This is a genomic window from Vibrio sp. SCSIO 43135, assembly GCF_023716665.1.
GTDB lineage: Bacteria > Pseudomonadota > Gammaproteobacteria > Enterobacterales > Vibrionaceae > Vibrio > Vibrio paucivorans.
Genome location: NZ_CP071859.1, coordinates 2,844,879 through 2,868,772, shown reverse-complemented (window position 1 = coordinate 2,868,772; position 23,894 = coordinate 2,844,879). Strand labels below are relative to the sequence as shown.

Here is a 23,894-nt window from a genome sequence, read left to right as displayed (position 1 = left end):
AAACATGAACAAAACACTCCCTTTAGCTCTATTTTTAATGGGGCCAACAGCGTCAGGAAAAACTGATTTGGCTATTCGACTGCGCCAAAAATTTCCTGTAGAGATCATCAGTGTGGATTCTGCCCTGATTTACAAAGGGATGGATATCGGAACAGCAAAACCTGATGAGAAAGAGTTGGAGCTTGCTCCACATCAGTTGATTGACATTCTCGACCCGAGTGAAGCCTATTCAGCAGCTGATTTTCGTCGGGATGCACTTGAAGCAATGAACAACATTGTTGCACAGGGCAAGATCCCACTACTAGTGGGAGGGACGATGCTGTATTACAAAGCGTTGCTAGAAGGGTTGTCTCCGCTTCCGGCTGCAGATGTAGCTATTCGTCAGCAAATTGAGCAAGAAGCTGCCGAGTTCGGCTGGGGAGCATTACACGATCAACTGAAGGAAATAGATCCTGTTTCAGGCGCAAGAATTCACCCTAATGATCCACAAAGATTATCAAGGGCATTGGAAGTTTATCGAATTTCGGGTAAAACTCTTACTGAGCTGACCGAAACCAAAGGTGAAAGCCTGCCGTTTCGTGTAAAACAGTTTGCAATAGCTCCCAAGGAAAGGGCTGAGCTCCATCGTCGAATTGAACTGCGTTTTGACAAAATGATCGAAGCGGGATTTGAAGAAGAAATGAAGGCGTTGCACGCCAGAAAGGATCTTCACCCTGATTTACCGTCGATTCGTTGTGTCGGGTATCGACAGATGTGGGACTATTTGGATGGGAACTGTACATTGGACGAAGCGATTTTTCGTGGAGTTTGTGCGACCCGTCAATTGGCCAAGCGTCAGATCACCTGGTTACGCAGCTGGGATGATTTAACTTGGTTAGATAGTGAAAACATTGAACAAGCGCTAGAAACTGTATCGAATGCAATAGCATCTGATTAAGTTAGCTGTGTATAATGTGATCGCTTTTGCGTGCATGTGCCCTGTGAAGGATTCGTTACTTGAAAAATGTTGGTATTGCCTTCATTAAAGAGTAACAACGGGGTGATTATTATTCGTTTAGCTCAGATGCAAAGGCTGCACCAAAATATTTGCACTAAACCACTAGCTAAATAATTACAACAAAATACAAATAAGGAAAATAAAAATGGCTAAGGGGCAATCTCTACAAGACCCATTCTTAAATGCACTTCGTCGCGAGCGCATTCCAGTATCTATTTACTTGGTTAACGGTATTAAACTTCAGGGTCAGATCGAGTCGTTCGATCAATTTGTGATCCTACTTAAGAACACAGTAAATCAAATGGTATACAAGCACGCGATCTCAACAGTCGTGCCTGCTCGTGCTGTTAGCCACCACAGCGGCGATCGCCCTCAAGCAGATCGTCCACAAGAGAAATCTGAAGATTAATTCTCTACTACCAATCATCATAAGGAGTTGGTTGCTTGTTTGACCGTTATGAAGCCGGTGAGCGAGCCGTACTTGTTCATATCAACTTCACGCAAGAGGGTGAGTGGGAAGACTTAAGCGAATTTGAAATGCTTGTGTCTTCTGCAGGAGTGTCGTCACTGCAAGTGATTACTGGCAGTCGTCAGTCTCCTCACCCTAAATACTATGTTGGAGAAGGTAAAGCTCAGGAAATTGCACAAGCTGTTCAGTTAGCGGGTGCAGATATAGTGATCTTTAATCATGCTCTTTCCCCTGCCCAAGAACGTAACCTAGAAGCTCTGTGTAAATGCCGAGTATTAGATCGTACCGGTTTGATACTGGATATATTTGCTCAGCGTGCTCGAACGCACGAAGGTAAATTACAGGTCGAGCTTGCTCAACTACGCCATATATCCACCCGCCTTATTCGAGGTTGGACTCACCTAGAGAGGCAGAAAGGCGGTATTGGTTTACGTGGACCAGGTGAAACACAGTTAGAGACGGATCGACGTCTACTGCGTGATCGTATTAAAGCTATCTTGCGTCGACTTGAAAAAGTGGCCAAGCAGCGAGAGCAAGGTCGTCGTGCTCGAAACCGAGCTGAAATACCGACAGTATCATTAGTCGGTTATACCAATGCGGGAAAATCGACATTATTTAACCGTATTACTGAAGCTGGCGTGTATGCCGCCGATCAATTATTTGCGACACTGGATCCTACTTTACGTAAGATCGAACTTGCGGATGTTGGACCGGCAATTTTGGCAGATACGGTGGGCTTCATTCGTCACTTGCCACATGACTTAGTGGCTGCATTTAAAGCAACGTTACAAGAAACTCAGGAAGCTGACATTTTGTTACATGTTGTTGATGCGAGTGATGACCGTTTTCGTGAGAACATTCAAGCTGTTCATGACGTGCTAGAAGAGATCGATGCGCACGAAGTGCCGACGCTCGTCATCATGAACAAGATTGATAATCTAGAAGACCAGAAACCCCGAATTGAGCGAGACGAAGAAGGCGTACCGCGAGCTGTGTGGGTTTCAGCAATGGAAGGTTTAGGTATTGAACTGCTTTTTGAAGCATTGACGGAACGTCTTGCGAGTCAGATGGTTCAGTACCGACTGCGTATACCTCCCCTGCATCAAGGGCGCATACGTAGCACATTCTTCAAAATGAAATGTATTCAACGAGAAGAATATGACCAGGAAGGTAACCTGTTGATCGATGTTCGAATGCAACAGGTAGATTGGTCTAGACTTGAAAAAAGAGAAGAGGCAGTTTTATGTGACTTTATAGTTACTTAAAGGACTGCTACAGTATAACGTCATATCTAATGATGGAGCTTTCTAATGGCGTGGAATGAGCCTGGTAACAACAACGGCAACAATGGCCGCGATAATGACCCTTGGGGTAATAATAATCGTGGTAACAAAGGTGGCCGTGATCAAGGGCCGCCAGATTTAGACGAAGTATTTAACAAACTGAGTCAAAAGCTGGGTGGCAAGTTTGGTAATAAGGGTGGCAAAGGCCCATCTATTGGCAATGGTGGGGCACTAGGATTTGGTGTCATCGCAGCGATTGCCGTAGCAATTTGGTTCTTTGCAGGCTTCTATACCATTGGTGAAACAGAACGTGGTGTAGTTACTCGTTTAGGTAAGTTTGATCGCATCGTCGATCCAGGCCTGAACTGGCGCCCTCGTTTTATCGATGAGTACGAACCGGTTAATGTTCAATCTATCCGTTCATTGCGTGCATCTGGTCTAATGCTGACTAAAGATGAAAACGTAGTAACAGTTGGTATGGACGTTCAATACCGTGTTGCTGACCCATACAAATACTTGTACCGAGTAACAAATGCTGACGATAGCTTACGTCAAGCGACTGACTCTGCACTACGTGCTGTGATTGGTGACTCTCTAATGGATAGCATCCTAACAAGTGGTCGTCAGCAAATCCGCCAAAGCACACAAGAAACGCTAAATCAAATTATCGATGGCTATGATATGGGCTTAGTGATTGTGGATGTGAACTTCCAATCAGCGCGTCCGCCAGAGCAAGTGAAAGATGCATTTGATGATGCAATCGCGGCGCGAGAAGATGAAGAGCGTTTTGAACGTGAAGCTGAAGCTTACCGTAACGATATTCTACCGAAAGCGACGGGTCGTGCTGAACGTTTGAAGAAAGAAGCACTTGGTTACTCTGAACGCGTAGTGAACGAAGCATTTGGTCAAGTCGCTCAGTTTGAAAAACTGCTTCCTGAATATCAAGCGGCTCCAGAGGTTACTCGTAACCGTCTATACCTAGACACAATGGAGCAGGTTTACTCAAGTACGTCGAAAGTGTTGATTGATTCTGAATCGAGCGGCAACCTACTTTACTTGCCAATCGATAAGCTAGCAGGTCAGGAAGGTAAAACTCAGACTAAACGTAGCACTAAGTCTTCATCAGCATACGACAAAATTGAACTTGAGTCGCAAGGCACTGAGACAAGCAATGATTCACAATCTCGTTCTACTGGTTCACGTCAAGGGAGATATTAAGAATGCGTAAGTTAATGATCCCTGTATTGGCAGTAACGATTGTACTATTGCTAATGTCGGTATTCGTGATTCAAGAAGGCGAGCGCGGTATGGTAATCCGATTCGGCCGTGTTCTTGATGACAATGGTGTGTCGAAGATTTATGAGCCTGGCTTGCACTTCAAAATGCCTTTGTTTGACCGTGTGAAGACACTTGATGCACGTATCCAAACGATGGATGGACGTTCTGACCGCTTCGTAACGTCAGAGAAAAAAGACGTTATCATCGATACCTATGTAAAGTGGCGTATCTCTGATTTCGGGCGTTTCTACCTAACTACTGGTGGCGGTAACGTGCTAACAGCTGAAGCGCTTCTTGAGCGTAAGGTAACAGACGTACTTCGTTCTGAAATCGGTGCACGTGAAATCAAACAGATTGTATCGGGCCCTCGTAATAGAGATGTATTACCAGAGAGCATCGACAGTGAAGAAGTCGCGACTGAAGCTGCGAAAGAAGCACTAGAGATTGATGGTGAGCGCGACAAGATCATGGAAAATGTTCTTGCGGGCACAACAGACAGTGCACTGGAAGATTTAGGTGTGGAAATTGTCGACTTCCGTATGAAGAAGATTAACCTGCCAGATGAAATCAGTGAGTCTATCTACCGTCGTATGCGTGCAGAGCGTGAATCTGTAGCGCGTAAGCACCGTTCTCAAGGTCGTGAGCGTGCGGAAGTTATCCGTGCACAAGCTGAACTTGAAGTCGCAACCGTCCTTGCTGAAGCTGACAAAACAGCTCGTGTAACACGAGGTGAAGCAGACGCTAAAGCAGCGAAGATTTACTCTGATGCCTACAACAAAGATCCTGAGTTCTTTAGCTTCATGCGTTCTTTGAAAGCCTATGAGAAATCATTCAGTGAGAAGAGTGATATCCTAGTATTGGATCCGAAGAGTGACTTCTTCCAGTACATGAATAACGCTTCTGGCGCAGCTGCGAAATAATCTCAGCACTAGTAACAATAAAGGCCCCTAATCTTAGGGGCCTTTATTTTTTGATTAAATATATAGAGGTAATAATGTCGAACTCAATTTGGCTAGCGATTGGCTTAGTGTTGATTGTTGAAGGGCTAGGGCCCTTGATTGCGCCTAATGGCTGGCGAAACATGGTCGCTCAGTTGAGTGAGTTGCCAGATAATCTATTGCGTCGAGTTGGTGGTTGCTTGGTCGTTGCGGGAGCTGTGATTGCCTATATCTTTGGTTAGGCAATCACCTGAGAACTCGATTAATAATGAGGTGGCGGTGTCTCTTCAGATGGATCGGCCAAGTTTGAAGTATCCATGTTTTTAATCTTACCCGCGACGTACTTCATTTGGTCTTGCATTTTACCTATCAGCAATTGTTGCTCACTCAGCGCACTGTTGAGCTCATCAATAGTCTGTTCTTGGAAAGCCAGTTGACACTCTAGGTCGTTAATTCGGTTTTCAAGAGCTTGAATTGTCTTTTCAGTCATTTAATTTCCACGCCTGTGCAATACCAGCGGATGTGCCAGAGATAACACGTTGCTGGTGGTCGAATGCTGCATCATACACTACCGCACGCGGTGGGCGAGCATCTTTTAATGGTTCGGCTTCAAAGCCCTCTATTCGTTTGCCTGTTTGGGTCTCCCAAACATGGATACGGCTGGAAGGAGTACCAGTAACTAAGTACTGGCCATCATCTGAAAAGCGGGCGCTGGAGAAGATCAGCTGTCGAGATAAGCTCTTAAGCTGGCTAATCTGTTCTCCTGTCTTTAAGTCCCAGATGATTGCCTGATTACCGCCGTCGGATGTAAATGCATATAAGCCATCTCTTTGTAGTGCGACTCGATTGATACGCTGTTCATGTTCAAAGGTGCGTATTATCAGCCCTGTTTCGGTGTCCCATAGATAGGCTGTGTAGTCGTTGCCTCCTGACAGCGCGTATTTTCCATTTGGGGAAAGAGCGACAGAATTGACTTTTTCTTGGTGTGCAAGGAACTCAAGTCGTCGTCCGGTGACTAAGTTTACGTAAATTGCTTTGCCATTGGATAAGCCGAGTATGACTTGCTCGCCATTGCTGGAGATATCGACGTCTCGAATCAACCCGTCAGAGATAGACCAAAGCCCTTCAGCTTGAGTCCAAGACAGATCCCAGACCGCAAAGTTGATTTGGCTGGCAGTGATGGCATAGCGGCCATTATCTGATATTCGGATTCTTGATACGGTATTGGCTTGCTGGTCTTGTTCACCAAGTTTCGCGAGTAGTTGGTTCTGGGCTAGGTCCCACAGAACAAGGTGCTGGGACTTAGAGTATATTAACGCAAAGCGAGCGTCTCTGCTGAGCGCAAAGCTAGTTGTTCCTTTTGGTTCTAACTCCCAACGTTGGTCATCGTTACTGGAGAAAAAGCATCCATTTAACGTAACGATGACAAATAACAATGCAATTGCATGAAAAATATTTCGCATCAAGTCTAATTATCCGCTTGGTGTTTAAAGACAATCTGTAAACATATAGCTATATTGGTACAACTGAGTCGTACGTACCAGTCATAAAAATGATATTTATGTATAACGACAGAAGGTTAGCCTACAAATTGGAGAATAAAATGAAATCGATGTTTAAAGTGTCACTGCTTGCGGCAACAGTATTGTTAGCAGTCGGCTGTCAAAAAGAAGAAGAGCCAAAAGCCGAAGTGGCACCAGCAGCTGAGCAAACTCAAGCTGAAACAGGTAAAACGGTTCATTTTAAGTCGGACGATGACAAAGCAGCATATGCAATTGGTGTATCGTTTGCTAATTACCTAAGCACTAGCATTGAAAAGCCAAGCGAAATTGGCATCGATCTAAACAAAGATTTGGTTCTTAAAGGTATCGAGCATGTATTTGCTGGTAACCCAGAGCTGAATGAAGAAGAAACTCGTGCTGCACTAGAAGCGCTGGACAAGCGTGTTGCTGAAACAATGCAAGCGCAAGCTGCTGAAAAAGCGGCTGAAGCGAAAAAGGCAGGTGATGATTACCGCGCCGATTTTGAAAAACAAGAAGGCGTAAACAAAACTGAAACTGGTCTACTTTATCAAGTAATGACTCCAGCAGAAGGTGAGCAGCCTAAAGATACTGACACTGTTCAAGTACATTACAAAGGTACTCTAATCGACGGTACTCAGTTTGACAGTTCTTACGATCGTGGTGAGCCGGCTACTTTCCCTCTAAACCGCGTTATTCCAGGTTGGACTGAAGGTGTTCAGCTAATGCCAGTGGGTTCTAAGTTCAAGTTTGTTATCCCACCAGAGCTAGCTTACGGCGAGCAAGACACTCCAACAATTCCAGCAAACTCGACACTAGTATTCGAAGTTGAACTGCTTAAAATTGATAACGGAACAGAAACGGCTACGCAATAATCGCAGCTAAAAGTTTCATCAATTTCAAAGGCCTGACTCTGTCAGGCCTTTTTTGTTATCGTGATGTTTGTCTTGATAACTTGTTTTATATCACTAGAACGTCACTTAGCTTGATCTTCAATTCAAAATTTCTGATAAACTTACACCAATTTGTTGATTTTTCGCTCTAAGGCTAGATAAAAGTGACAACTACAGAAACAATAAATGCAGACATGTTGCTCGAAATGGAATCTGTCAATGTGATGCCATTTAGCGAGCACGATAAAATTATTCTTAAATCTTACGAAGCCGTGGTTGATGGCATTGCTAGCCTCATCGGTCCGTTTTGTGAGATTGTTCTTCACTCGCTTGAAGATCTCAATACATCGGCGATTAAAATTGCTAACGGTGAAAACACTGGCCGTCAGGTTGGTTCTCCAATTACAGACTTAGCGCTAAAGATGCTGAAAGACATCGAAGGCTCAGAGCGTAACTTCTCTCGTTCATACTTTACTCGTGCAAAAGGCGGAGTACTGATGAAGTCGATTACGGTTGCGATCCGCAATGGAGAGAACCGAGTAATTGGCTTGCTATGTATAAACGTCAACCTTGATGCACCATTCTCCCAAGTCTTGCAATCATTTATGCCTACTCAAGAAGCAAAAGAAGCTGCTTCATCGGTGAACTTTGCTAGCGATGTGGAAGAGCTGGTAGACCAAACCGTCGAGCGCACGATCGAAGAGATCAACGCCGATAAATCTGTGTCCAACAATACCAAGAACCGCCAAATCGTGATGGAGCTATACGATAAAGGTATCTTTGATATTAAAGATGCCATCAACCGTGTTGCAGACCGATTGAACATCTCTAAACACACAGTTTATCTCTACATTCGTCAGCGTAAGACCGAGGACGAATAAGCGTGAGCCAGCTAACTTACTCGCTGGTGGTCAATGGCCCTGTCTATGGCAGCCAATCGGCTCGCAGTGCATACCAATTTGCTCAGGCAGTCATCGAAAAAGGACATGTCATCAAGAGCGTGTTTTTTTATCAGGACGGTGTGACCAATGGCACTGCATTGAGTGTGCCAGCAAACGATGAGTTCAACCTCACTAAAGCTTGGCAGTCAATGGCGCAGCAACATGATATACGTCTCGAGACATGCGTTGCCGCAGCTTTACGGCGTGGTATTCTCAGTGAAGACGAAGCAAATCAGCACGGCCTTGCACAGCACAATTTGGCGGCTGGGTTTAAACAGGCTGGGTTGGGGAGTTTAGCTGAAGCTATGTTAACCCAAGATCGAGTAGTGCAGTTTTGAGTCAACTAACTTATCTATTTCGCAGTGCACCACATGGACGCAATTCGGGCCGAGAAGGTGTCGATGCGCTTCTGGCTGCATCAGCATACTGTGAAGATATCACAGTGCTGTTTATTGGCGATGGCGTGTACCAATTGCTATTAGGGCAAGATCCTAGTGGGGTTTTGAGCAAGGACTATGCACCGATGCTCAAACTATTCGATTTGTACGATATAGAGCACGTGTATGTCTGCGCAGAGTCGCTTTCGGAGCGTGGCCTAGCTCAAGCAGATCTGGTCATAGAAGCTGAAGCATTAACTCGACAACAACTGCAAATTAAATTGCAGCAAGCCGGTAAACTACTGTCTTTCTGAGGAAGCTATGTTACATATCATCAAATCCATTTCAGCATTAGACGACATGCTCGCGCTTTATGCTGCAGAAGATGACGTGTTGTTGGTCGAAGATGCCGTCTATGTGGTCAACCCTCAGCATCAAGCCTTTAATCGTGTTAAAGGGCTGTCTTTGTTTGCTCTACAGAGTGACTTAGAAGCAAGAGGTATCGCTAATCGAGTGAGCCCGTCGGTATCTGTCGTCAGCTATGCTGGCTTTGTCGATTTAACAGCAAAACAACACAACTCACTGACTTGGGATTAACCTACTTTTCCTGCCAATGTGGCTTTACGGACTAATTGCTCTTATTGAACAAAAAAGATCCGTATATTTCTTGACACACCTCTCACTGCTGCATAGAATTTTGCGTCCCTAACTGCAATGGCGGTTTGGGATAGATTTTTCACAAAGCTTACTTTTAAGTAAATTTCAGGAGCTAGTTAATGGCAACTATTAACCAGTTGGTACGTAAGCCTCGTGCAAAGCAAGTTGTTAAAAGCAACGTGCCTGCACTAGAAGCGTGTCCACAAAAACGTGGTGTATGTACTCGTGTTTACACTACTACACCTAAAAAACCTAACTCGGCACTACGTAAAGTATGTCGTGTACGTCTAACTAACGGTTTCGAAGTAACTTCGTACATCGGCGGTGAAGGTCACAACCTTCAAGAGCACAGTGTTGTTCTAATCCGTGGCGGTCGTGTAAAAGACCTTCCGGGTGTTCGTTACCACACAGTTCGCGGCGCACTAGACTGTGCTGGCGTTAACGACCGTAAGCAAGGTCGTTCTAAGTACGGTGTTAAGCGTCCAAAATCTTAATGGTATCCGTTAAGTAAGGCCAAACACTAAATTAATTTTAATTTTTGAAGAAACTGAAAAGTTTTGGATAACCTGAAGAAGACAACGGAGAAAATCCATGCCACGTCGTCGCGTCATCGGTCAGCGTAAGATCCTTCCAGATCCTAAATTCAAATCTGAATTGCTGGCAAAATTCGTTAACATCCTAATGGTTGACGGTAAAAAATCTACTGCAGAGAAAATTGTTTACACTGCACTAGACACTATGGCTGAGAAATCTGGTAAAGATCACTTAGCAGTATTCGAAGAAGCTCTTGAAAATGTTCGCCCAGCGGTAGAGGTTAAATCTCGCCGTGTAGGTGGTTCAACTTACCAAGTACCTGTAGAAGTACGTCCGGTTCGCCGTAACGCACTTGCTATGCGTTGGGTAGTTGAAGCTGCGCGTAAGCGTGGTGAAAAATCTATGGCTCAACGCCTAGCTGCTGAAATGCTAGATGCGTCTGAGAACAAAGGTACTGCGGTTAAGAAACGTGAAGACGTTCACCGCATGGCTGACGCTAACAAAGCGTTCGCACATTACCGCTGGTAATACCTTTATAGTGCTGCAAGGTTCCTTGCAGCACTTCTTTAGTTCCTATGCGTATGCTAGGAACTATTGCTATTTCTAGAGGGGGGCTTTTTTAGCAACCAGTCTGGGTATAGCAATAGTCCCTAAGTCTCTAAGTCTCTAAGTAAAGAGGATTCAACCGTGGCTCGTAAAACTCCTATTGAGCGCTACCGTAATATCGGTATTGTTGCTCACGTAGATGCAGGTAAAACAACCACAAGTGAACGTATTCTGTTCTATACCGGTCTCTCTCATAAAATCGGCGAAGTTCACGATGGTGCAGCAACCATGGACTGGATGGAGCAAGAGCAAGAACGTGGTATCACAATCACTTCAGCAGCAACTACTACGTTTTGGCGTGGTATGGAAGCGCAATTCCCAGATCACCGTATCAACATCATCGACACTCCTGGACACGTAGACTTTACTATCGAAGTAGAACGCTCTTTGCGTGTTCTTGATGGTGCAGTGGTTGTGTTCTGTGGCTCATCAGGTGTTGAACCTCAATCAGAGACAGTATGGCGTCAAGCTGATAAGTACCACGTCCCACGTATGGTTTTCGTTAACAAAATGGACCGTACAGGCGCAGACTTCCTGCGTGTCATTGAGCAGATTAAGGATCGCTTAGGTGCGACACCTGTTCCTATTCAATTGAACATTGGTGCTGAAGAAAACTTCCAAGGCGTTGTCGATCTCATCAAGATGAAGGCAATTAACTGGAACGAAGCTGATCAAGGCATGACGTTCACATACGAAGATATCCCAGCAGACATGCAAGAAATGGCTGAGGAATATCGTACAGAGCTTATTGAAGCAGCGGCGGAAGCCTCTGAAGAGCTAATGGACAAATACCTCGAAGAAGGTGAATTGTCTGAAGCAGAGATCAAACAAGGCCTGCGTACTCGTACCCTTAATAACGAAATTGTACTTGCTACCTGTGGTAGTGCGTTCAAAAACAAAGGTGTACAAGCAGTTCTTGACGCAGTAGTCGATTTCCTTCCGTCTCCGGTTGATGTTCCTGCAATTAAAGGTATCGACGAAGATGAGAACGAAGTAGAGCGTCATGCTGACGACAACGAACCGTTTTCTGCACTTGCATTTAAGATCGCAACTGACCCATTCGTTGGTACTTTAACCTTTATCCGTGTTTATTCAGGCGTGGTTGAGAGTGGAAAAACCGCTTACAACTCGGTGAAGAAGCAACGTGAACGCCTAGGGCGCATTGTTCAAATGCACTCAAATAAGCGTGAAGAAGTCAAAGAAGTACGAGCTGGTGATATCGCAGCCATAATTGGCTTAAAAGAAGTGACTACCGGTGAAACCCTATGTGATCAGAACCATAAGATTGTTCTTGAGCGCATGGAGTTCCCAGATCCAGTTATCCAGATCGTTGTAGAGCCAAGCTCGCAAGCCGATCAAGATAAAATGGCGATTGCACTGGCGAAGTTGGCTGCAGAAGATCCGTCTTTCCGTGTGGAAACCGACGATGAAACAGGGCAAGTACTGATTTCTGGCATGGGTGAGCTTCACCTAGACATCATTGTCGACCGTTTAAAGCGTGAATTCAGCGTGGCTTGTAATGTGGGTAACCCGCAAGTGGCTTATCGTGAAACGATTCGCGGTTCAGCGAAAGCTGAAGGTAAGTTTATCCGTGAACATGGTGGTAAAGGTCAATACGGTCACGTATGGCTGAAACTAGAGCCATCAGAAGTTGGCGAAGGCTTTGTCTTCGTGAATGAAATTGATGATGGAACTGTACCAAAAGAGTTTATTGCATCAGTCGCGAAAGGCGTTGAAGAGCAAATGAACAATGGTGTGCTTGCTGGCTATCCTGTTCTGGATATCAAAGCTACACTATATGACGGTTCTTACCACGAAACAGATTCAAGTGAGATGGCGTTTACAATCGCTGCCTCTATGGCTTTCAGATCTGGTGCACTTGAAGCGCAACCGGTTCTGCTTGAGCCTATGATGAAAGTTGAAGTAACAACTCCAGAAGACTGGATGGGTGATGTTGTTGGCGATATTAACCGTCGTCGCGGCATCATTGAAGGTATGGACGAGGGGACAGCTGGCCTGAAGATAATTCGTGCACAAGTTCCGTTGTCTGTCATGTTCGGTTACTCAACTGATTTACGTTCTGCGACACAAGGCCGTGCTTCTTACTCTATGGAGTTTAGTGAGTACGCTGAAGTGCCTAACAATGTTGCAAAAGCTATCATTGCAGAGCGTGGTTAATACCCGGATGGGCTAACTGCTAAATAATCGATATTTTTTTGGCAGAACGGCTCGACCAAATATTGCGCTAACGCGAGTTGGCGCATAAAATAGCAAATTCTGGCGCGTCTCGATCAATAATGATCGTGGCGAATCATAACTAGGAAGGAACACGATCGTGTCTAAAGAAAAATTTGAACGTACGAAACCGCACGTAAACGTTGGTACTATCGGCCACGTTGACCACGGTAAAACAACTCTAACTGCTGCAATCTGTACTACTCTAGCTAAAGTGTACGGCGGTGAAGCGAAAGACTTCGCATCTATCGATAACGCTCCAGAAGAGCGTGAGCGCGGTATCACAATCGCAACTTCTCACGTTGAGTACGACACTCCAACTCGTCACTACGCACACGTAGACTGTCCAGGACACGCGGATTATGTTAAGAACATGATCACAGGTGCTGCACAGATGGACGGTGGTATCCTAGTTGTAGCTGCGACAGATGGCCCAATGCCACAAACTCGTGAGCACATCCTACTAGGCCGTCAGGTTGGTATCCCATACATCATCGTATTCATGAACAAATGTGACATGGTTGACGATGAAGAGCTACTAGAACTAGTAGAAATGGAAGTTCGTGAACTTCTTTCTGAGTACGAATTCCCAGGTGATGACCTACCAGTAATCCAAGGTTCAGCTCTTGGCGCACTAAACGGCGAGAAGCAATGGGAAGACAAAATCGTTGAGCTTGCAGAAGCACTAGATTCTTACATTCCAGAGCCAGAGCGTGCAGTAGACCAACCATTCCTACTACCGATTGAAGACGTATTCTCAATCCAAGGTCGTGGTACAGTTGTAACTGGTCGTATCGAGCGCGGTATCCTAACAGTAGGTGACGAAGTAGAAATCGTAGGTATCAAAGATACTACAGTAACTACTTGTACTGGTGTTGAAATGTTCCGTAAGCTTCTAGACGAAGGTCGTGCGGGTGAGAACGTTGGTGCACTTCTACGTGGTACTAAGCGTGACGAAGTAGAGCGTGGTCAAGTACTAGCGGCTCCTAAGTCAATCAACCCACACACTAAGTTTGAGTCAGAAGTATACGTACTTTCTAAAGACGAAGGCGGCCGTCACACTCCATTCTTCAAGGGCTACCGTCCACAGTTCTACTTCCGTACAACGGACGTAACTGGTGACATCACTCTTCCAGAAGGCGTAGAAATGGTAATGCCAGGCGACAACGTTCAAATGACTGTTGAACTAATCGCTCCAATCGCAATGGACGAAGGTCTACGTTTCGCTATCCGTGAAGGTGGCCGTACAGTAGGTGCTGGTGTTGTTGCTAAGATCTTCGACTAATTCTTAGGAATTAATTCGAGATTGCGGTAATCGCATTAAAAAGGGAGGCTTAGGCTTCCCTTTTTTATTTTTGGTTATAAGCGCTAAGCGTGCGCTCCGATACTAACTTACTGAAAACCAGTCGATAAAAATCGTCCTTCTACGGTTGTCTTTTCTTTTTTATGCTAACTCTTTGAATCTATGCCGCTGCGCTCTTATGAATATAACTAAATGTTCTGGTTAAATCATCAATACAACTGGTAACGATAACAATTCTTGTTTATATTTAATTTCGTAAGTTGTATTAGGATTTAGTTGTTATGTATGTTTGTCTTTGTCACGGTATATCTGATAAGAAAATTAGGAAGTTAGCGATAGACGAAGGCATCACAGATATTAGAGGTATCAAGAAGTGTACTGCTTTAGGCAGCCAATGTGGTAAATGCGTGAAGCTAACCAAAGAAATTTTAGCCGAAACTCAATACTTACAAGTGCAAAAAGCAAGCTAACAGCAGCTTTCCTTTTTTGACACCTTCTTATTTGGTTCTACATTTATAAGAGCCAAACAGGAGGGTATTTGTCATGAAAGGCGATCCAATCATTATTCAACACCTCAATAAAATACTCGGCAACGAGCTCGTCGCGATAAACCAATATTTTTTGCATGCTCGCATGTATAAGGACTGGGGCTTAAAACACCTCGCCGATAAGGAATACCATGAGTCGATTGACGAGATGAAGCATGCCGATCACCTCATCGAACGAATTCTGTTTCTTGAAGGACTGCCAAATCTACAAGATTTGGGCAAGTTAATGATCGGGGAAGACACTAAAGAGATGTTAGAGTGCGACCTCAAGCTTGAAATGGCCGCAATTCCAGATCTAAAAAATGCCATTGCCTATGCTGAAGACACTCATGATTATGTCTCTAGAGACTTATTCCAAGATATCCTTGAAGATGAAGAAGAGCATGTTGATTGGCTCGAAACACAGTTAGGCTTAATTGACATGACAGGTATCCAAAACTACCTGCAAGCTCAGTATGTTGATGAAGACGATGATTAGTTAACCGCATACACTTTACTAACTATTACTTACAGCCTGCATACTCGAAGCAGGCTGTTTTGTTTTAACTCACATTTTTCTTGCGTAATTTGCTTCCTTTCTGTACTATTCGTGCTCCTTAAAACTCGGTCAATTATCTTTAGTTCCTTGCTTCCTCTGGACGACCGAGCCAATCGTGGAAGCTAATAATCCGTAAGGAGCAAACATGCGTCATTACGAAATCGTATTCATGGTGCACCCAGATCAAAGCGAGCAAGTTGCTGGCATGATCGAGCGTTACACTGGTTCTATCACTGAAGCTGGCGGTACTATCCACCGTCTAGAAGACTGGGGTCGTCGTCAAATGGCTTACCCAATCAACAAGCTTCACAAAGCTCACTACGTTCTAATGAACGTTGAAGCTGACCAAGCTGTTATCGATGAGCTAGAAACTGCTTTCCGTTTCAACGATGCAGTTCTACGTAACATGATCATGCGTACTAAATCTGCTATCACTGAGCAATCTATCATGCTTAAGCAAAAAGAAGAGCGTGCAGAGCGTGCTCCTCGTCGCGAAGAGCGTACAGAAGCTAAGCCAGAAGCAGCTGCTGAGTAATTGACTTTATGACCAATCGAATGGAGCTCAGCGGCAGCGTCGTAAAGCCTCCGATTCGAAGCCAAAGTCCTAGTGGGATTGAGCATTGCCGCTTTTGGCTAGAGCATCGTTCCACCGTTCTTGAAGCTGATTTACCAAGGCAAGTGTATTGTCGCATGCCAGTCGTTGTCAGCGGGCATAGGTCAAAAACGTTAACTCAGAATTTAGTTCAAGGTAGTAACATTAAGGTAGGCGGCTTCGTTGCTTATCAGACCGGCCGAAATGGCGTGGGAAAATTAGTGTTGCATGCCGACAACATTACTCAAATTTAAGATCAGGAGATAGCCCATGGCTCGTTTCTTCCGTCGTCGTAAATTCTGCCGTTTCACTGCAGAAGGCGTACAAGAGATTGATTACAAAGACGTAGCAACTCTTAAAAACTACATCACTGAAGCTGGTAAAATCGTACCTAGCCGTATCACTGGCACAAGCGCTAAGTACCAGCGTCAACTAGCTCGCGCTATTAAGCGTTCTCGCTACCTAGCTCTACTACCGTACACTGATAAGCATCAGTAATCGGTCGTTTTATTAAGAAAGAGGATTAAACAATGCAAGTTATTCTACTTGATAAAATCGGTAACCTAGGTGGTCTTGGCGATACAGTTAACGTTAAATCTGGTTACGCTCGTAACTTCCTTATCCCACAGGGTAAAGCAGTTATGGCTACTAAAGGCAACGTTGAAATGTTCGAAGCTCGTCGTGCTGAACTAGAAGCTAAAGTTGCTGAGCAACTAACTGCTGCTGAAGCGCGCGCTGAGAAAGTTAACGCTCTTGAAGCTGTTGTTATCGCTTCTAAAGCTGGTGACGAAGGTAAGCTATTCGGCTCTATCGGTACTCGTGACATCGCTGACGCTATCACAGCGGCAGGCGTTGAAGTTGCTAAGAGCGAAGTTCGTCTTCCTGAAGGCGCTCTACGTAACACTGGTGAGTTCGAAATCAGCATCCAACTTCACTCTGAAGTTTTCGCTGCTATCAACCTACAAGTTGTTGCTGCTGAGTAATCTCAGTACGAGACGAAATCTTCATGCAGAAGATAGTAAAACACCGGTCATTGGCCGGTGTTTTTTTATGACTGAAGAAAACCTAGAGTACGTTTGCCACTTAAGTTAAAAGCTGAACAGGATGTTGACTGAAAAAATCGAGTCAGACTTATCCAGCCCTTCAGGAACCTTATCGTGATAGGTTTGATCGTAGCTGAACTTCAATGCAATATGATCAGTGATATCATTAGTAGCGCTTAAATCTAGATCGGTTCTGGTATTACTGTGACCAGTAACGATAGTTATGTCGGCCGAAAGACTTAAGTGCTCGAGCGCTTGCCATGTCGAAGCGATGTTGCCTCGGAAAATACCTTCTTCGACGATATCTGGAAATACGATTTCATCGTCGTCAATTTCATCTAGGTTTGGCTCTTGATAACGAAAACCTGGGCCCACTTCTACTTCCAACTTGAAGTCATCTGTATAAGAAAACTGGTAACCTAAACCGGCAGAAAGTGTGTAGTCCTTAAAGTAAGCGGTGTATTTAGAATCGTTACCTTGGAAGCTTCCGTATAGGTAAGTTTTTGGGCTTAACTTATAGTCGCTCTGGATACTATAAGTCGATTGGTTTTTGTCTTCTTCACCATCTTTGTACAAGTTGTAGAAGCGCCACTCACCATTGGTACGATAGCGACCAGAAACATACTCAGCATTCATACGAGTATTTAATGATTCTGATTCAGTATTACCATCATGCGCTTGGTAGCCGAATTCAACTTCTGTCGTCCATGGAGAAGGTACTTCAATATCCGTTTGACTTTGTGTGGTGTCTTCCGCGTAAGCAGATGGAATGGCAAGTAGGCTTGCACCAATAAGCCAAAGTTTTTGCACAAAGTACCTCGATGATATGTAAACAGGGTGTTGAATATTAAATTGACCAAATGCTTTCTTGGTCAGTGAACGGTTAATTCTACCTAACTTGAAAACAAACATCTTCATTGTTAATTACAAATGCGTGATTCTCGTTATAATGGGCGGTCATTTTAGTGTTATTGAGTGTAGTCATGGCCGAGCCCAGAATGGATCAGAAAAAGCGCAACAAATCAGATGCCCAGGTGGACGCAATTAAAGTACCACCACATTCATTAGAAGCCGAGCAATCCGTTATTGGTGGTTTGCTGCTGGACAATGAACGCTGGGATACGGTTGCGGAAAAGGTGGTGGCAAAAGATTTTTATAGCCGTCCACACCGTTTGATATTTGAAGCGGTGAAATCGATTCTGGAAGAAAGTAAGCCTCTTGACTTAATAACCCTGTCTGAGTTCCTGGAGCTACGTGAGCAGCTTGAAGATGTGGGTGGCTTTGCCTACCTTGCAGATCTGGCAAAGAACACTCCGAGTGCGGCAAATATTAATGCTTATGCTGATATTGTCGCTGAGCGCGCGCTGGTACGAAACCTAATTGGTGTCGCGAATGAGATCGCTGATGCAGGCTACGATCCACAAGGCCGAAGCTCTGAAGATCTTCTTGATTTGGCTGAGAGTAAAGTTTTTGCGATCGCAGAAGATCGTACTAACGAAAATGAAGGCCCACAGAACGTCGACAACATCCTAGAGAAAACACTAGAGCGTATCGAAATCCTATATAAGACACCTCAAGATGGTGTCACTGGTGTTGATACGGGCTTTACCGATCTCAACAAGAAAACTGCCGGCCTACAGGGCTCTGATTTGATCATTGTCGCGGCACGTCCATCGATGGGTAAAACCACGTTTGCGATGAACTTGTGTGAAAACGCAGCCATGAGTCAAGAAAAGCCGGTACTTATCTTTTCGTTAGAGATGCCAGGCGAACAGCTAATGATGCGTATGTTGGCGTCTTTGTCACGAGTAGACCAAACCAAGATTCGTACTGGCCAATTGGATGACGAAGACTGGGCACGAATTTCATCGACTATGGGTATTCTGATGCAAAAGAAGAATATGTATATCGATGACAGCTCAGGCCTGACACCAACGGAAGTACGTTCGCGCGCACGACGTATTGCGCGTGAGCATGGTGGTCTTTCGATGATCATGGTCGACTACCTTCAGTTGATGCGTGTACCTGCACTTTCTGATAACCGTACTCTAGAAATCGCTGAAATTTCTCGCTCATTGAAGGCGTTGGCAAAAGAGCTGAATGTCCCAGTTGTAGCGCTGTCTCAGCTTAACCGTTCCCTAGAGCAACGTGCGGACAAACGCCCAGTGAACTCGGATCTTCGTGAATCTGGCTCTATCGAGCAGGATGCCGACTTGATCATGTTTATCTATCGTGACGAAGTGTATAACCCTGATAGTTCAATGAAAGGCACGGCGGAAATCATTCTTGGTAAACAGCGTAATGGTCCTATCGGTTCGGTACGTTTGACTTTCCAAGGCCAATGGTCGCGCTTTGACAACTATGCTGGTCCAGCCTTCGATATGGATGATGAATAATCCATGAGTTACATGAAAGCGGCCACGGCGTGTATAGATTTAGCGGCGCTACAACACAACTTAGAGCAAATCAAAACGCAAGCACCACAAAGTAAGGTGATGGCGGTTGTGAAGGCCAATGGCTATGGTCATGGCTTACGCCATATTGCCAAACATGCTTATGGCGCTGATGCGTTTGGTGTTGCTCGTATTGAAGAAGCGCTTCAGTTACGTGCTTGCGGAGTGGTAAAGCCGATTCTGTTGCTGGAAGGCTTTTATTCAGCAGGTGACCTTCCTGTATTGGTGACCAACAACATCCAAACCGTCGTGCACTGTGAAGAACAGTTAAACGCACTTGAAAATACGCAACTTGAAACGCCTGTAGTGGTTTGGTTGAAAGTCGATAGTGGTATGCATCGTTTGGGAGTTCGTCCAGAACAGTACTCAGACTTTGTGGCTCGCTTGAAGGCATGCTCTAACGTAGCTAAGCCATTGCGTTATATGAGCCATTTTGGCTGCGCAGATGAATTGGATAGGCCGATTACTCAGCAGCAAATCGATTTGTTTTTAGCCCTAACCCAAGGTTGCGAAGGGGAACGCTCGTTAGCAGCGTCCGCAGGCTTATTAGCTTGGAGTTCTAGTCACTTGGATTGGGTTCGACCTGGCATCATTATGTATGGAGTTTCTCCATTCAATGACAAAACCGCTTCAGACCTTGGTTTCAAACCCGTGATGACCTTGAAATCGCATTTAATCGCGGTTCGAGATGTAAAAGCCGGGGAAAGCGTTGGATATGGCGGTACTTGGACCAGCGAACGCGACACTAAAGTTGGTGTCATCGCAATTGGTTACGGTGATGGCTATCCTCGTACAGCTCCGAATGGTACACCGGTGTTAGTGAATGGCCGAAAGGTACCGATTGCTGGTAGAGTTTCAATGGATATGTTGACGGTAGATCTCGGCCCTGAAGCTCATGATAACGTTGGTGATGAGGCTGTTCTTTGGGGACAAGCTCTCCCTTCTGAAGAAGTCGCACAACATATTGGAACCATTGCTTACGAATTGGTGACTAAGCTAACGTCACGCGTAGAAATGGAATATGTAAAGTAACCTCTCATGCTATTTAGATTTGCCTGCTTTGGCTTAGCATTGCTGCTAGCGCCCGCTTTGATGGCCAAAGAGAAAGACTCCGCGTTTGTTCCCTTTTATTTCAGTACTGAAACACTGGGTCATACGGTCGGTGTTGCTGGAGTGGCAAAAGGCGTTGGGCAACCACAAGCTGTACTGTTTGGTATGGGGCTCTATTCCGATAAAGACAGCTACGTGGGTTTCTTCTCTGCTCTAAACTATGCCGTCTCAGATAATCTATTAATCAGCTCTCAGCTATATCAAGCACAGTTCAATCAAAACCCATACTACCTAGGCGATCAGGGCAATAACGATTCCATCACTGGTGAAGAGACGGTGACAGATGGCCTTGAAAAAAACTATGAACTTGAGTTCAAGTACTTACTGCCGTGGGGTGAAGTGGCTAAGCATGGAATGCGTGGAGCTTTCATGCCGAACAAAGATGTCTTTTTTGCTTCCCCGGTAGACTCTGGTGTGAGCAGTATTCAGTTCACGCCTTTCTATACCTCACGCGATCTTGCTATCCAATCGGATCAAGAAGTCGCTACGGGTTTTAGCCTAAAGCTAGACTGGGATAATCGTGACAATATCCGTAATACTACCAAAGGCTCACACACATACTTAGACGTGACGGTTGGCGCAGAACGCTGGTCGAGTGAAGATATCTGGACCAAGATTGAATTTCAAAATAGTCACTATTTTGCTTTAGGCCCGCTTGGTGATTTGTTTGACCAGCAAGTATTAGCGTTTGACTTCTATACGGCGGACACACCAACATGGGAAGACTGCGAACAGTCTGGATGTGGGAGACCGCCAGAGCATGAACAGGTTCAGCTTGGCGGGTTATATCGCCTTCGAAGCTATACTGGTGGTCGATATCATGGTCGTTCGGCTATCCACTACTCGGCAGAATATCGTGTGATTCCTGATTGGCAGCCACTAGAAGAAATTCCGGTGATCAACTATTACGATCTTCCTTGGTGGCAATGGGTCCTGTTCATTGACGCCGGACGTGTTGCAGAAGAGTATGACCTGAAAACACTCCATACCGACATGAAGTGGAGTGTCGGTGGGGCGATACGTTTTCAAGTTGAAGGGATTGTCGTGAGAACGGAAATTGCCCAAGGACAAGACGAAGGGCTATTTCGCGTGATGATCAACCAACCATTTTGAGCTGCCTTTAGCTGAGGTCACTCTCCATTTAGAGTCGCGACGACTGTCCGGCTTCCTCCAAAGTCTCGATGCTCTCCCAAGTACACCCCTTGCCATGTCCCTAGTGCCAATCGGCCATTTTGAATAGGGATGGACACACTGCTTCCGAGTAGCGAAGCCTTGATATGTGCAGGCATGTCATCATCCCCTTCATAAGTATGCTGATAATAGGGCGCGCGTTCAGGAACGAATTGATTGAAGTGGCGCTCCATATCGGCCCGAACCGTCGGATCAGCATTTTCATTGAGCGTTAAGCTGGCTGAAGTATGTTGGATAAACAGATGTAATAATCCGACAGATAAAGAGTTGATTTCAGGTAATTGTTGTTCAATTTCATCAGTAATGAGGTGGAAACCACGTTTTTGCGCAGTTAATTGGATCGTTTTCTGAAACCACATAGACAGTTCTCTTGATCGAAAAGTAAAAATAATCGCGTGACTCTAGTCTGAAAGCCTTGAAGTTATAGCCTGTTCAATTAGCATACGTTGTTAACGTGATATACCTCAACAAAGGTGTCATCAAGCTGGGTCATAATTGCGACTTGAAAATTAATTACAAATTTATTGTCTCCAATATCGGGACAATTCTAATATACTTTTTGCTAAATCGGGGATTCTACCCATGGCGGTGATACACGCTATGATTCGTAGAATAAAACCTACTGTAACATCGGGATCGTAACCATGTTGAAAAATATCAATCCAACGCAAACACAAGCTTGGAAAGCGCTAACTGCGCACTTCGAATCTGCACAAGATATGGATCTAAAAGCACTATTTGCCCAAGATTCAGCTCGCTTTGACAACTTCTCTACACGTTTTGGTGCGGACATTCTAGTTGATTACTCTAAGAATCTAATTAACGAAGAAACGTTAAAGCACCTATTTGCTCTAGCAAACGAGACTGAGCTAAAAGCAGCAATTGAAGCGATGTTCAGCGGCGACGCGATCAACAAGACAGAGGATCGTGCAGTACTTCATACCGCACTGCGCAACCGCAGCAACAACCCTGTAATGGTTGATGGCGAAGACGTCATGCCTGCTGTCAATGCTGTACTGGATAAAATGAAATCGTTCACTGACCGTGTTATTGGCGGTGAGTGGAAAGGTTACACAGGTAAAGCGATTACTGACATCGTAAACATCGGTATCGGTGGTTCTGACCTAGGTCCTTACATGGTGACTGAAGCACTAGCACCATACAAAAACCATCTAAACCTACACTTTGTTTCTAACGTTGACGGCACTCACATCGTAGAAACGTTGAAGAAAGTAAACCCAGAAACAACACTATTCCTAGTGGCTTCTAAGACGTTTACCACTCAAGAAACGATGACCAATGCACACAGTGCACGTGATTGGTTCCTAGCTTCCGCTGGTGATGAAGCACACGTTGCTAAGCACTTTGCGGCGCTTTCAACTAATGCTCCTGCGGTATCTGAATTCGGTATCGATACAGACAACATGTTTGAGTTCTGGGATTGGGTTGGTGGTCGTTACTCACTATGGTCAGCAATCGGTCTTTCTATCGCTCTAGCAGTAGGTTACGACAACTTTATTGAGCTACTAGACGGTGCACACGAGATGGATAACCACTTCGCGTCTACTGAGCTAGAAAGCAATATCCCAGTGATCCTTGCGCTGATCGGCCTTTGGTACAACAACTTCCATGGTGCTGAGTCTGAAGCAATTCTACCTTACGATCAGTACATGCACCGTTTTGCCGCTTACTTCCAGCAAGGCAACATGGAATCAAATGGTAAATACGTTGACCGTGACGGCAATGCAGTAACTTACCAAACCGGTCCAATCATTTGGGGTGAGCCAGGTACTAACGGCCAGCACGCGTTCTACCAGTTGATTCACCAAGGCACTAAGCTAATTCCATGTGACTTTATTGCTCCAGCAGTAAGCCACAACCCAGCAGGCGATCATCACCAGAAGCTAATGTCTAACTTCTTTGCTCAAACAGAAGCACTGGCGTTTGGTAAAGACGAAGCGACCGTGAAAGCTGAATTTGCTAAAGCAGGTAAGAGCGAAGAAGAAGCGGCGACACTAGCACCATTCAAAGTATTTGAAGGTAACCGCCCAACTAACTCAATCCTAGTTAAGCAAATTACGCCACGCACTCTAGGTAACCTAATCGCAATGTACGAACACAAGATCTTCGTACAAGGTGTGATTTGGAATATCTTCAGCTTTGACCAGTGGGGTGTTGAGCTAGGTAAACAACTGGCTAACCAAATCCTACCTGAGCTTGCGGATGAGTCTGAAATCAGCTCTCACGATAGCTCAACTAACGGTTTGATTAACGCATTTAAAGCGTTTAAAGCGTAAAGGTACATGTCGAAGTAAGGAGCCGGCTTGATAGCGGGCTCTTTTTATTTGCTGAAGCTGATTTATTACCCATTAGTTTCAACAAAACAAA

At 45.0% G+C, this 23,894-nt stretch carries 29 protein-coding genes; 25 read left to right on the top strand and 4 right to left on the bottom strand.

Features of this window, described 5'->3' with window-relative positions; genetic code table 11:
* Positions 1 to 4 precede the first annotated feature (4 nt).
* The 6 genes from miaA (at position 5) to J4N42_RS12755 (ending at position 5,207) form a co-directional block, all read left to right on the top strand.
* Positions 5 to 937, top strand: a complete 933-nt coding sequence (miaA, locus tag J4N42_RS12780) for a tRNA (adenosine(37)-N6)-dimethylallyltransferase MiaA (RefSeq protein WP_252028461.1) — start codon at positions 5 to 7, stop codon at positions 935 to 937.
* Positions 938 to 1,142: 205 nt separating this feature from the next.
* Positions 1,143 to 1,406 carry an RNA chaperone Hfq gene (gene hfq, locus J4N42_RS12775; protein WP_252028460.1) on the top strand — a complete coding sequence of 88 codons (264 nt, stop codon included), beginning with the start codon at positions 1,143 to 1,145 and terminating at the stop codon, positions 1,404 to 1,406.
* A gap of 35 nt (positions 1,407 to 1,441) precedes the next feature.
* On the top strand, positions 1,442 to 2,731 hold the full coding sequence (hflX, locus tag J4N42_RS12770; RefSeq protein WP_252028458.1) for a ribosome rescue GTPase HflX: 1,290 nt from the start codon (positions 1,442 to 1,444) through the stop codon (positions 2,729 to 2,731).
* 45 nt (positions 2,732 to 2,776) lie between these two features.
* Positions 2,777 to 3,967, top strand: a complete 1,191-nt coding sequence (gene hflK / locus J4N42_RS12765) for an FtsH protease activity modulator HflK (protein WP_252028456.1) — start codon at positions 2,777 to 2,779, stop codon at positions 3,965 to 3,967.
* Positions 3,968 to 3,969: 2 nt separating this feature from the next.
* Complete coding sequence (hflC, locus tag J4N42_RS12760) at positions 3,970 to 4,947, top strand: protease modulator HflC (protein ID WP_252028454.1); 978 nt, start codon at positions 3,970 to 3,972, stop codon at positions 4,945 to 4,947.
* A gap of 74 nt (positions 4,948 to 5,021) precedes the next feature.
* A complete protein-coding gene (locus J4N42_RS12755; RefSeq protein WP_252028452.1) occupies positions 5,022 to 5,207 on the top strand; it encodes a DUF2065 domain-containing protein in 186 nt (61 codons plus the stop codon).
* Positions 5,208 to 5,227: 20 nt separating this feature from the next.
* Here J4N42_RS12755 and J4N42_RS12750 read toward each other — a convergent pair whose 3' ends face one another.
* Positions 5,228 to 5,455, bottom strand: coding sequence for a SlyX family protein (locus J4N42_RS12750; protein WP_252028451.1), 228 nt, complete (start codon positions 5,453 to 5,455; stop codon positions 5,228 to 5,230).
* Entirely contained in the window at positions 5,448 to 6,428 is a 981-nt protein-coding gene (locus J4N42_RS12745; RefSeq protein ID WP_252028448.1) for a WD40 repeat domain-containing protein, read from the bottom strand. Before J4N42_RS12745 ends, J4N42_RS12750 begins: the two co-directional genes overlap by 8 nt.
* Positions 6,429 to 6,568: 140 nt before the next feature.
* Between J4N42_RS12745 and fkpA the strand changes: the two genes are divergently transcribed.
* The 15 genes from fkpA (at position 6,569) to rplI (ending at position 16,692) form a co-directional block, all read left to right on the top strand.
* The gene (fkpA, locus tag J4N42_RS12740) at positions 6,569 to 7,360 is read left to right on the top strand and encodes an FKBP-type peptidyl-prolyl cis-trans isomerase (RefSeq protein ID WP_252028446.1); all 792 of its coding nucleotides are present in this window, start codon (positions 6,569 to 6,571) and stop codon (positions 7,358 to 7,360) included.
* A gap of 182 nt (positions 7,361 to 7,542) precedes the next feature.
* Complete coding sequence (locus J4N42_RS12735) at positions 7,543 to 8,259, top strand: helix-turn-helix transcriptional regulator (RefSeq protein ID WP_252028444.1); 717 nt, start codon at positions 7,543 to 7,545, stop codon at positions 8,257 to 8,259.
* A 2-nt stretch (positions 8,260 to 8,261) separates the two neighbouring features.
* Entirely contained in the window at positions 8,262 to 8,657 is a 396-nt protein-coding gene (gene tusD, locus J4N42_RS12730; RefSeq protein ID WP_252028443.1) for a sulfurtransferase complex subunit TusD, read from the top strand.
* Positions 8,654 to 9,010 (top strand): sulfurtransferase complex subunit TusC, encoded by a 357-nt coding sequence (gene tusC, locus J4N42_RS12725; protein ID WP_252028441.1) that lies wholly within the window; start codon positions 8,654 to 8,656, stop codon positions 9,008 to 9,010. The genes tusD and tusC overlap by 4 nt, the downstream gene beginning before the upstream one ends.
* Positions 9,011 to 9,017: 7 nt before the next feature.
* Positions 9,018 to 9,293, top strand: a complete 276-nt coding sequence (gene tusB / locus J4N42_RS12720) for a sulfurtransferase complex subunit TusB (RefSeq protein WP_252028439.1) — start codon at positions 9,018 to 9,020, stop codon at positions 9,291 to 9,293.
* A gap of 179 nt (positions 9,294 to 9,472) precedes the next feature.
* Positions 9,473 to 9,847 carry a 30S ribosomal protein S12 gene (gene rpsL, locus J4N42_RS12715; RefSeq protein ID WP_004399892.1) on the top strand — a complete coding sequence of 125 codons (375 nt, stop codon included), beginning with the start codon at positions 9,473 to 9,475 and terminating at the stop codon, positions 9,845 to 9,847.
* Positions 9,848 to 9,944: 97 nt separating this feature from the next.
* On the top strand, positions 9,945 to 10,415 hold the full coding sequence (rpsG, locus tag J4N42_RS12710; protein WP_047044141.1) for a 30S ribosomal protein S7: 471 nt from the start codon (positions 9,945 to 9,947) through the stop codon (positions 10,413 to 10,415).
* 159 nt (positions 10,416 to 10,574) lie between these two features.
* Positions 10,575 to 12,671, top strand: coding sequence for an elongation factor G (gene fusA, locus J4N42_RS12705; protein ID WP_252028437.1), 2,097 nt, complete (start codon positions 10,575 to 10,577; stop codon positions 12,669 to 12,671).
* A 157-nt stretch (positions 12,672 to 12,828) separates the two neighbouring features.
* Entirely contained in the window at positions 12,829 to 14,013 is a 1,185-nt protein-coding gene (gene tuf / locus J4N42_RS12700) for an elongation factor Tu (protein ID WP_252028435.1), read from the top strand.
* Positions 14,014 to 14,312: 299 nt separating this feature from the next.
* Positions 14,313 to 14,501, top strand: coding sequence for a (2Fe-2S)-binding protein (locus J4N42_RS12695; protein ID WP_252028433.1), 189 nt, complete (start codon positions 14,313 to 14,315; stop codon positions 14,499 to 14,501).
* A gap of 73 nt (positions 14,502 to 14,574) precedes the next feature.
* Complete coding sequence (gene bfr / locus J4N42_RS12690) at positions 14,575 to 15,057, top strand: bacterioferritin (RefSeq protein WP_252028431.1); 483 nt, start codon at positions 14,575 to 14,577, stop codon at positions 15,055 to 15,057.
* 205 nt (positions 15,058 to 15,262) lie between these two features.
* Positions 15,263 to 15,652 carry a 30S ribosomal protein S6 gene (rpsF, locus tag J4N42_RS12685; RefSeq protein ID WP_252028429.1) on the top strand — a complete coding sequence of 130 codons (390 nt, stop codon included), beginning with the start codon at positions 15,263 to 15,265 and terminating at the stop codon, positions 15,650 to 15,652.
* Positions 15,653 to 15,660: 8 nt separating this feature from the next.
* The gene (gene priB / locus J4N42_RS12680; RefSeq protein ID WP_252028428.1) at positions 15,661 to 15,963 is read left to right on the top strand and encodes a primosomal replication protein N; all 303 of its coding nucleotides are present in this window, start codon (positions 15,661 to 15,663) and stop codon (positions 15,961 to 15,963) included.
* A 16-nt stretch (positions 15,964 to 15,979) separates the two neighbouring features.
* Positions 15,980 to 16,207 carry a 30S ribosomal protein S18 gene (gene rpsR, locus J4N42_RS12675; RefSeq protein WP_000090472.1) on the top strand — a complete coding sequence of 76 codons (228 nt, stop codon included), beginning with the start codon at positions 15,980 to 15,982 and terminating at the stop codon, positions 16,205 to 16,207.
* Positions 16,208 to 16,239: 32 nt separating this feature from the next.
* Positions 16,240 to 16,692 carry a 50S ribosomal protein L9 gene (rplI, locus tag J4N42_RS12670; protein WP_252028427.1) on the top strand — a complete coding sequence of 151 codons (453 nt, stop codon included), beginning with the start codon at positions 16,240 to 16,242 and terminating at the stop codon, positions 16,690 to 16,692.
* 105 nt (positions 16,693 to 16,797) lie between these two features.
* Here rplI and J4N42_RS12665 read toward each other — a convergent pair whose 3' ends face one another.
* The gene (locus tag J4N42_RS12665; RefSeq protein ID WP_252030847.1) at positions 16,798 to 17,562 is read right to left on the bottom strand and encodes a DUF481 domain-containing protein; all 765 of its coding nucleotides are present in this window, start codon (positions 17,560 to 17,562) and stop codon (positions 16,798 to 16,800) included.
* Between the two features lie 173 nt (positions 17,563 to 17,735).
* Here J4N42_RS12665 and J4N42_RS12660 point away from each other — a divergent pair, with 173 nt between their 5' ends.
* From J4N42_RS12660 to J4N42_RS12650, 3 genes are read left to right on the top strand one after another with little or no spacing between them, the layout of a single operon-like run.
* Positions 17,736 to 19,148 carry a replicative DNA helicase gene (locus tag J4N42_RS12660; protein ID WP_252028426.1) on the top strand — a complete coding sequence of 471 codons (1,413 nt, stop codon included), beginning with the start codon at positions 17,736 to 17,738 and terminating at the stop codon, positions 19,146 to 19,148.
* 12 nt (positions 19,149 to 19,160) lie between these two features.
* A complete protein-coding gene (gene alr / locus J4N42_RS12655) occupies positions 19,161 to 20,237 on the top strand; it encodes an alanine racemase (RefSeq protein ID WP_252030845.1) in 1,077 nt (358 codons plus the stop codon).
* Between the two features lie 6 nt (positions 20,238 to 20,243).
* The gene (locus J4N42_RS12650; protein WP_252028425.1) at positions 20,244 to 21,428 is read left to right on the top strand and encodes a BamA/TamA family outer membrane protein; all 1,185 of its coding nucleotides are present in this window, start codon (positions 20,244 to 20,246) and stop codon (positions 21,426 to 21,428) included.
* A 17-nt stretch (positions 21,429 to 21,445) separates the two neighbouring features.
* Here the strand turns inward: J4N42_RS12650 and J4N42_RS12645 are convergent, their stop codons facing one another.
* A complete protein-coding gene (locus tag J4N42_RS12645) occupies positions 21,446 to 21,865 on the bottom strand; it encodes a secondary thiamine-phosphate synthase enzyme YjbQ (protein WP_252028424.1) in 420 nt (139 codons plus the stop codon).
* A gap of 285 nt (positions 21,866 to 22,150) precedes the next feature.
* On the opposite strand from J4N42_RS12645, the gene pgi reads away from it, so the two are divergent.
* On the top strand, positions 22,151 to 23,803 hold the full coding sequence (gene pgi / locus J4N42_RS12640) for a glucose-6-phosphate isomerase (protein WP_252028423.1): 1,653 nt from the start codon (positions 22,151 to 22,153) through the stop codon (positions 23,801 to 23,803).
* Positions 23,804 to 23,894 lie beyond the last annotated feature (91 nt).

Coding starts and splice junctions, on each gene's coding strand:
- J4N42_RS12650 (WP_252028425.1), top strand. CDS start 20,244: ATGCTATTTAGATTTGCCTGCTTTGGCTTAGCATTGCTGCTAGCGCCC.
- alr (WP_252030845.1), top strand. CDS start 19,161: ATGAAAGCGGCCACGGCGTGTATAGATTTAGCGGCGCTACAACACAAC.
- J4N42_RS12750 (WP_252028451.1), bottom strand. CDS start 5,455: ATGACTGAAAAGACAATTCAAGCTCTTGAAAACCGAATTAACGACCTA.
- pgi (WP_252028423.1), top strand. CDS start 22,151: ATGTTGAAAAATATCAATCCAACGCAAACACAAGCTTGGAAAGCGCTA.
- rplI (WP_252028427.1), top strand. CDS start 16,240: ATGCAAGTTATTCTACTTGATAAAATCGGTAACCTAGGTGGTCTTGGC.
- priB (WP_252028428.1), top strand. CDS start 15,661: ATGACCAATCGAATGGAGCTCAGCGGCAGCGTCGTAAAGCCTCCGATT.
- J4N42_RS12695 (WP_252028433.1), top strand. CDS start 14,313: ATGTATGTTTGTCTTTGTCACGGTATATCTGATAAGAAAATTAGGAAG.
- J4N42_RS12645 (WP_252028424.1), bottom strand. CDS start 21,865: ATGTGGTTTCAGAAAACGATCCAATTAACTGCGCAAAAACGTGGTTTC.
- hflK (WP_252028456.1), top strand. CDS start 2,777: ATGGCGTGGAATGAGCCTGGTAACAACAACGGCAACAATGGCCGCGAT.
- rpsG (WP_047044141.1), top strand. CDS start 9,945: ATGCCACGTCGTCGCGTCATCGGTCAGCGTAAGATCCTTCCAGATCCT.
- rpsF (WP_252028429.1), top strand. CDS start 15,263: ATGCGTCATTACGAAATCGTATTCATGGTGCACCCAGATCAAAGCGAG.
- hfq (WP_252028460.1), top strand. CDS start 1,143: ATGGCTAAGGGGCAATCTCTACAAGACCCATTCTTAAATGCACTTCGT.
- rpsR (WP_000090472.1), top strand. CDS start 15,980: ATGGCTCGTTTCTTCCGTCGTCGTAAATTCTGCCGTTTCACTGCAGAA.
- hflC (WP_252028454.1), top strand. CDS start 3,970: ATGCGTAAGTTAATGATCCCTGTATTGGCAGTAACGATTGTACTATTG.
- J4N42_RS12745 (WP_252028448.1), bottom strand. CDS start 6,428: ATGCGAAATATTTTTCATGCAATTGCATTGTTATTTGTCATCGTTACG.
- bfr (WP_252028431.1), top strand. CDS start 14,575: ATGAAAGGCGATCCAATCATTATTCAACACCTCAATAAAATACTCGGC.
- J4N42_RS12660 (WP_252028426.1), top strand. CDS start 17,736: ATGGCCGAGCCCAGAATGGATCAGAAAAAGCGCAACAAATCAGATGCC.
- J4N42_RS12755 (WP_252028452.1), top strand. CDS start 5,022: ATGTCGAACTCAATTTGGCTAGCGATTGGCTTAGTGTTGATTGTTGAA.
- fkpA (WP_252028446.1), top strand. CDS start 6,569: ATGAAATCGATGTTTAAAGTGTCACTGCTTGCGGCAACAGTATTGTTA.
- tusB (WP_252028439.1), top strand. CDS start 9,018: ATGTTACATATCATCAAATCCATTTCAGCATTAGACGACATGCTCGCG.
- rpsL (WP_004399892.1), top strand. CDS start 9,473: ATGGCAACTATTAACCAGTTGGTACGTAAGCCTCGTGCAAAGCAAGTT.
- miaA (WP_252028461.1), top strand. CDS start 5: ATGAACAAAACACTCCCTTTAGCTCTATTTTTAATGGGGCCAACAGCG.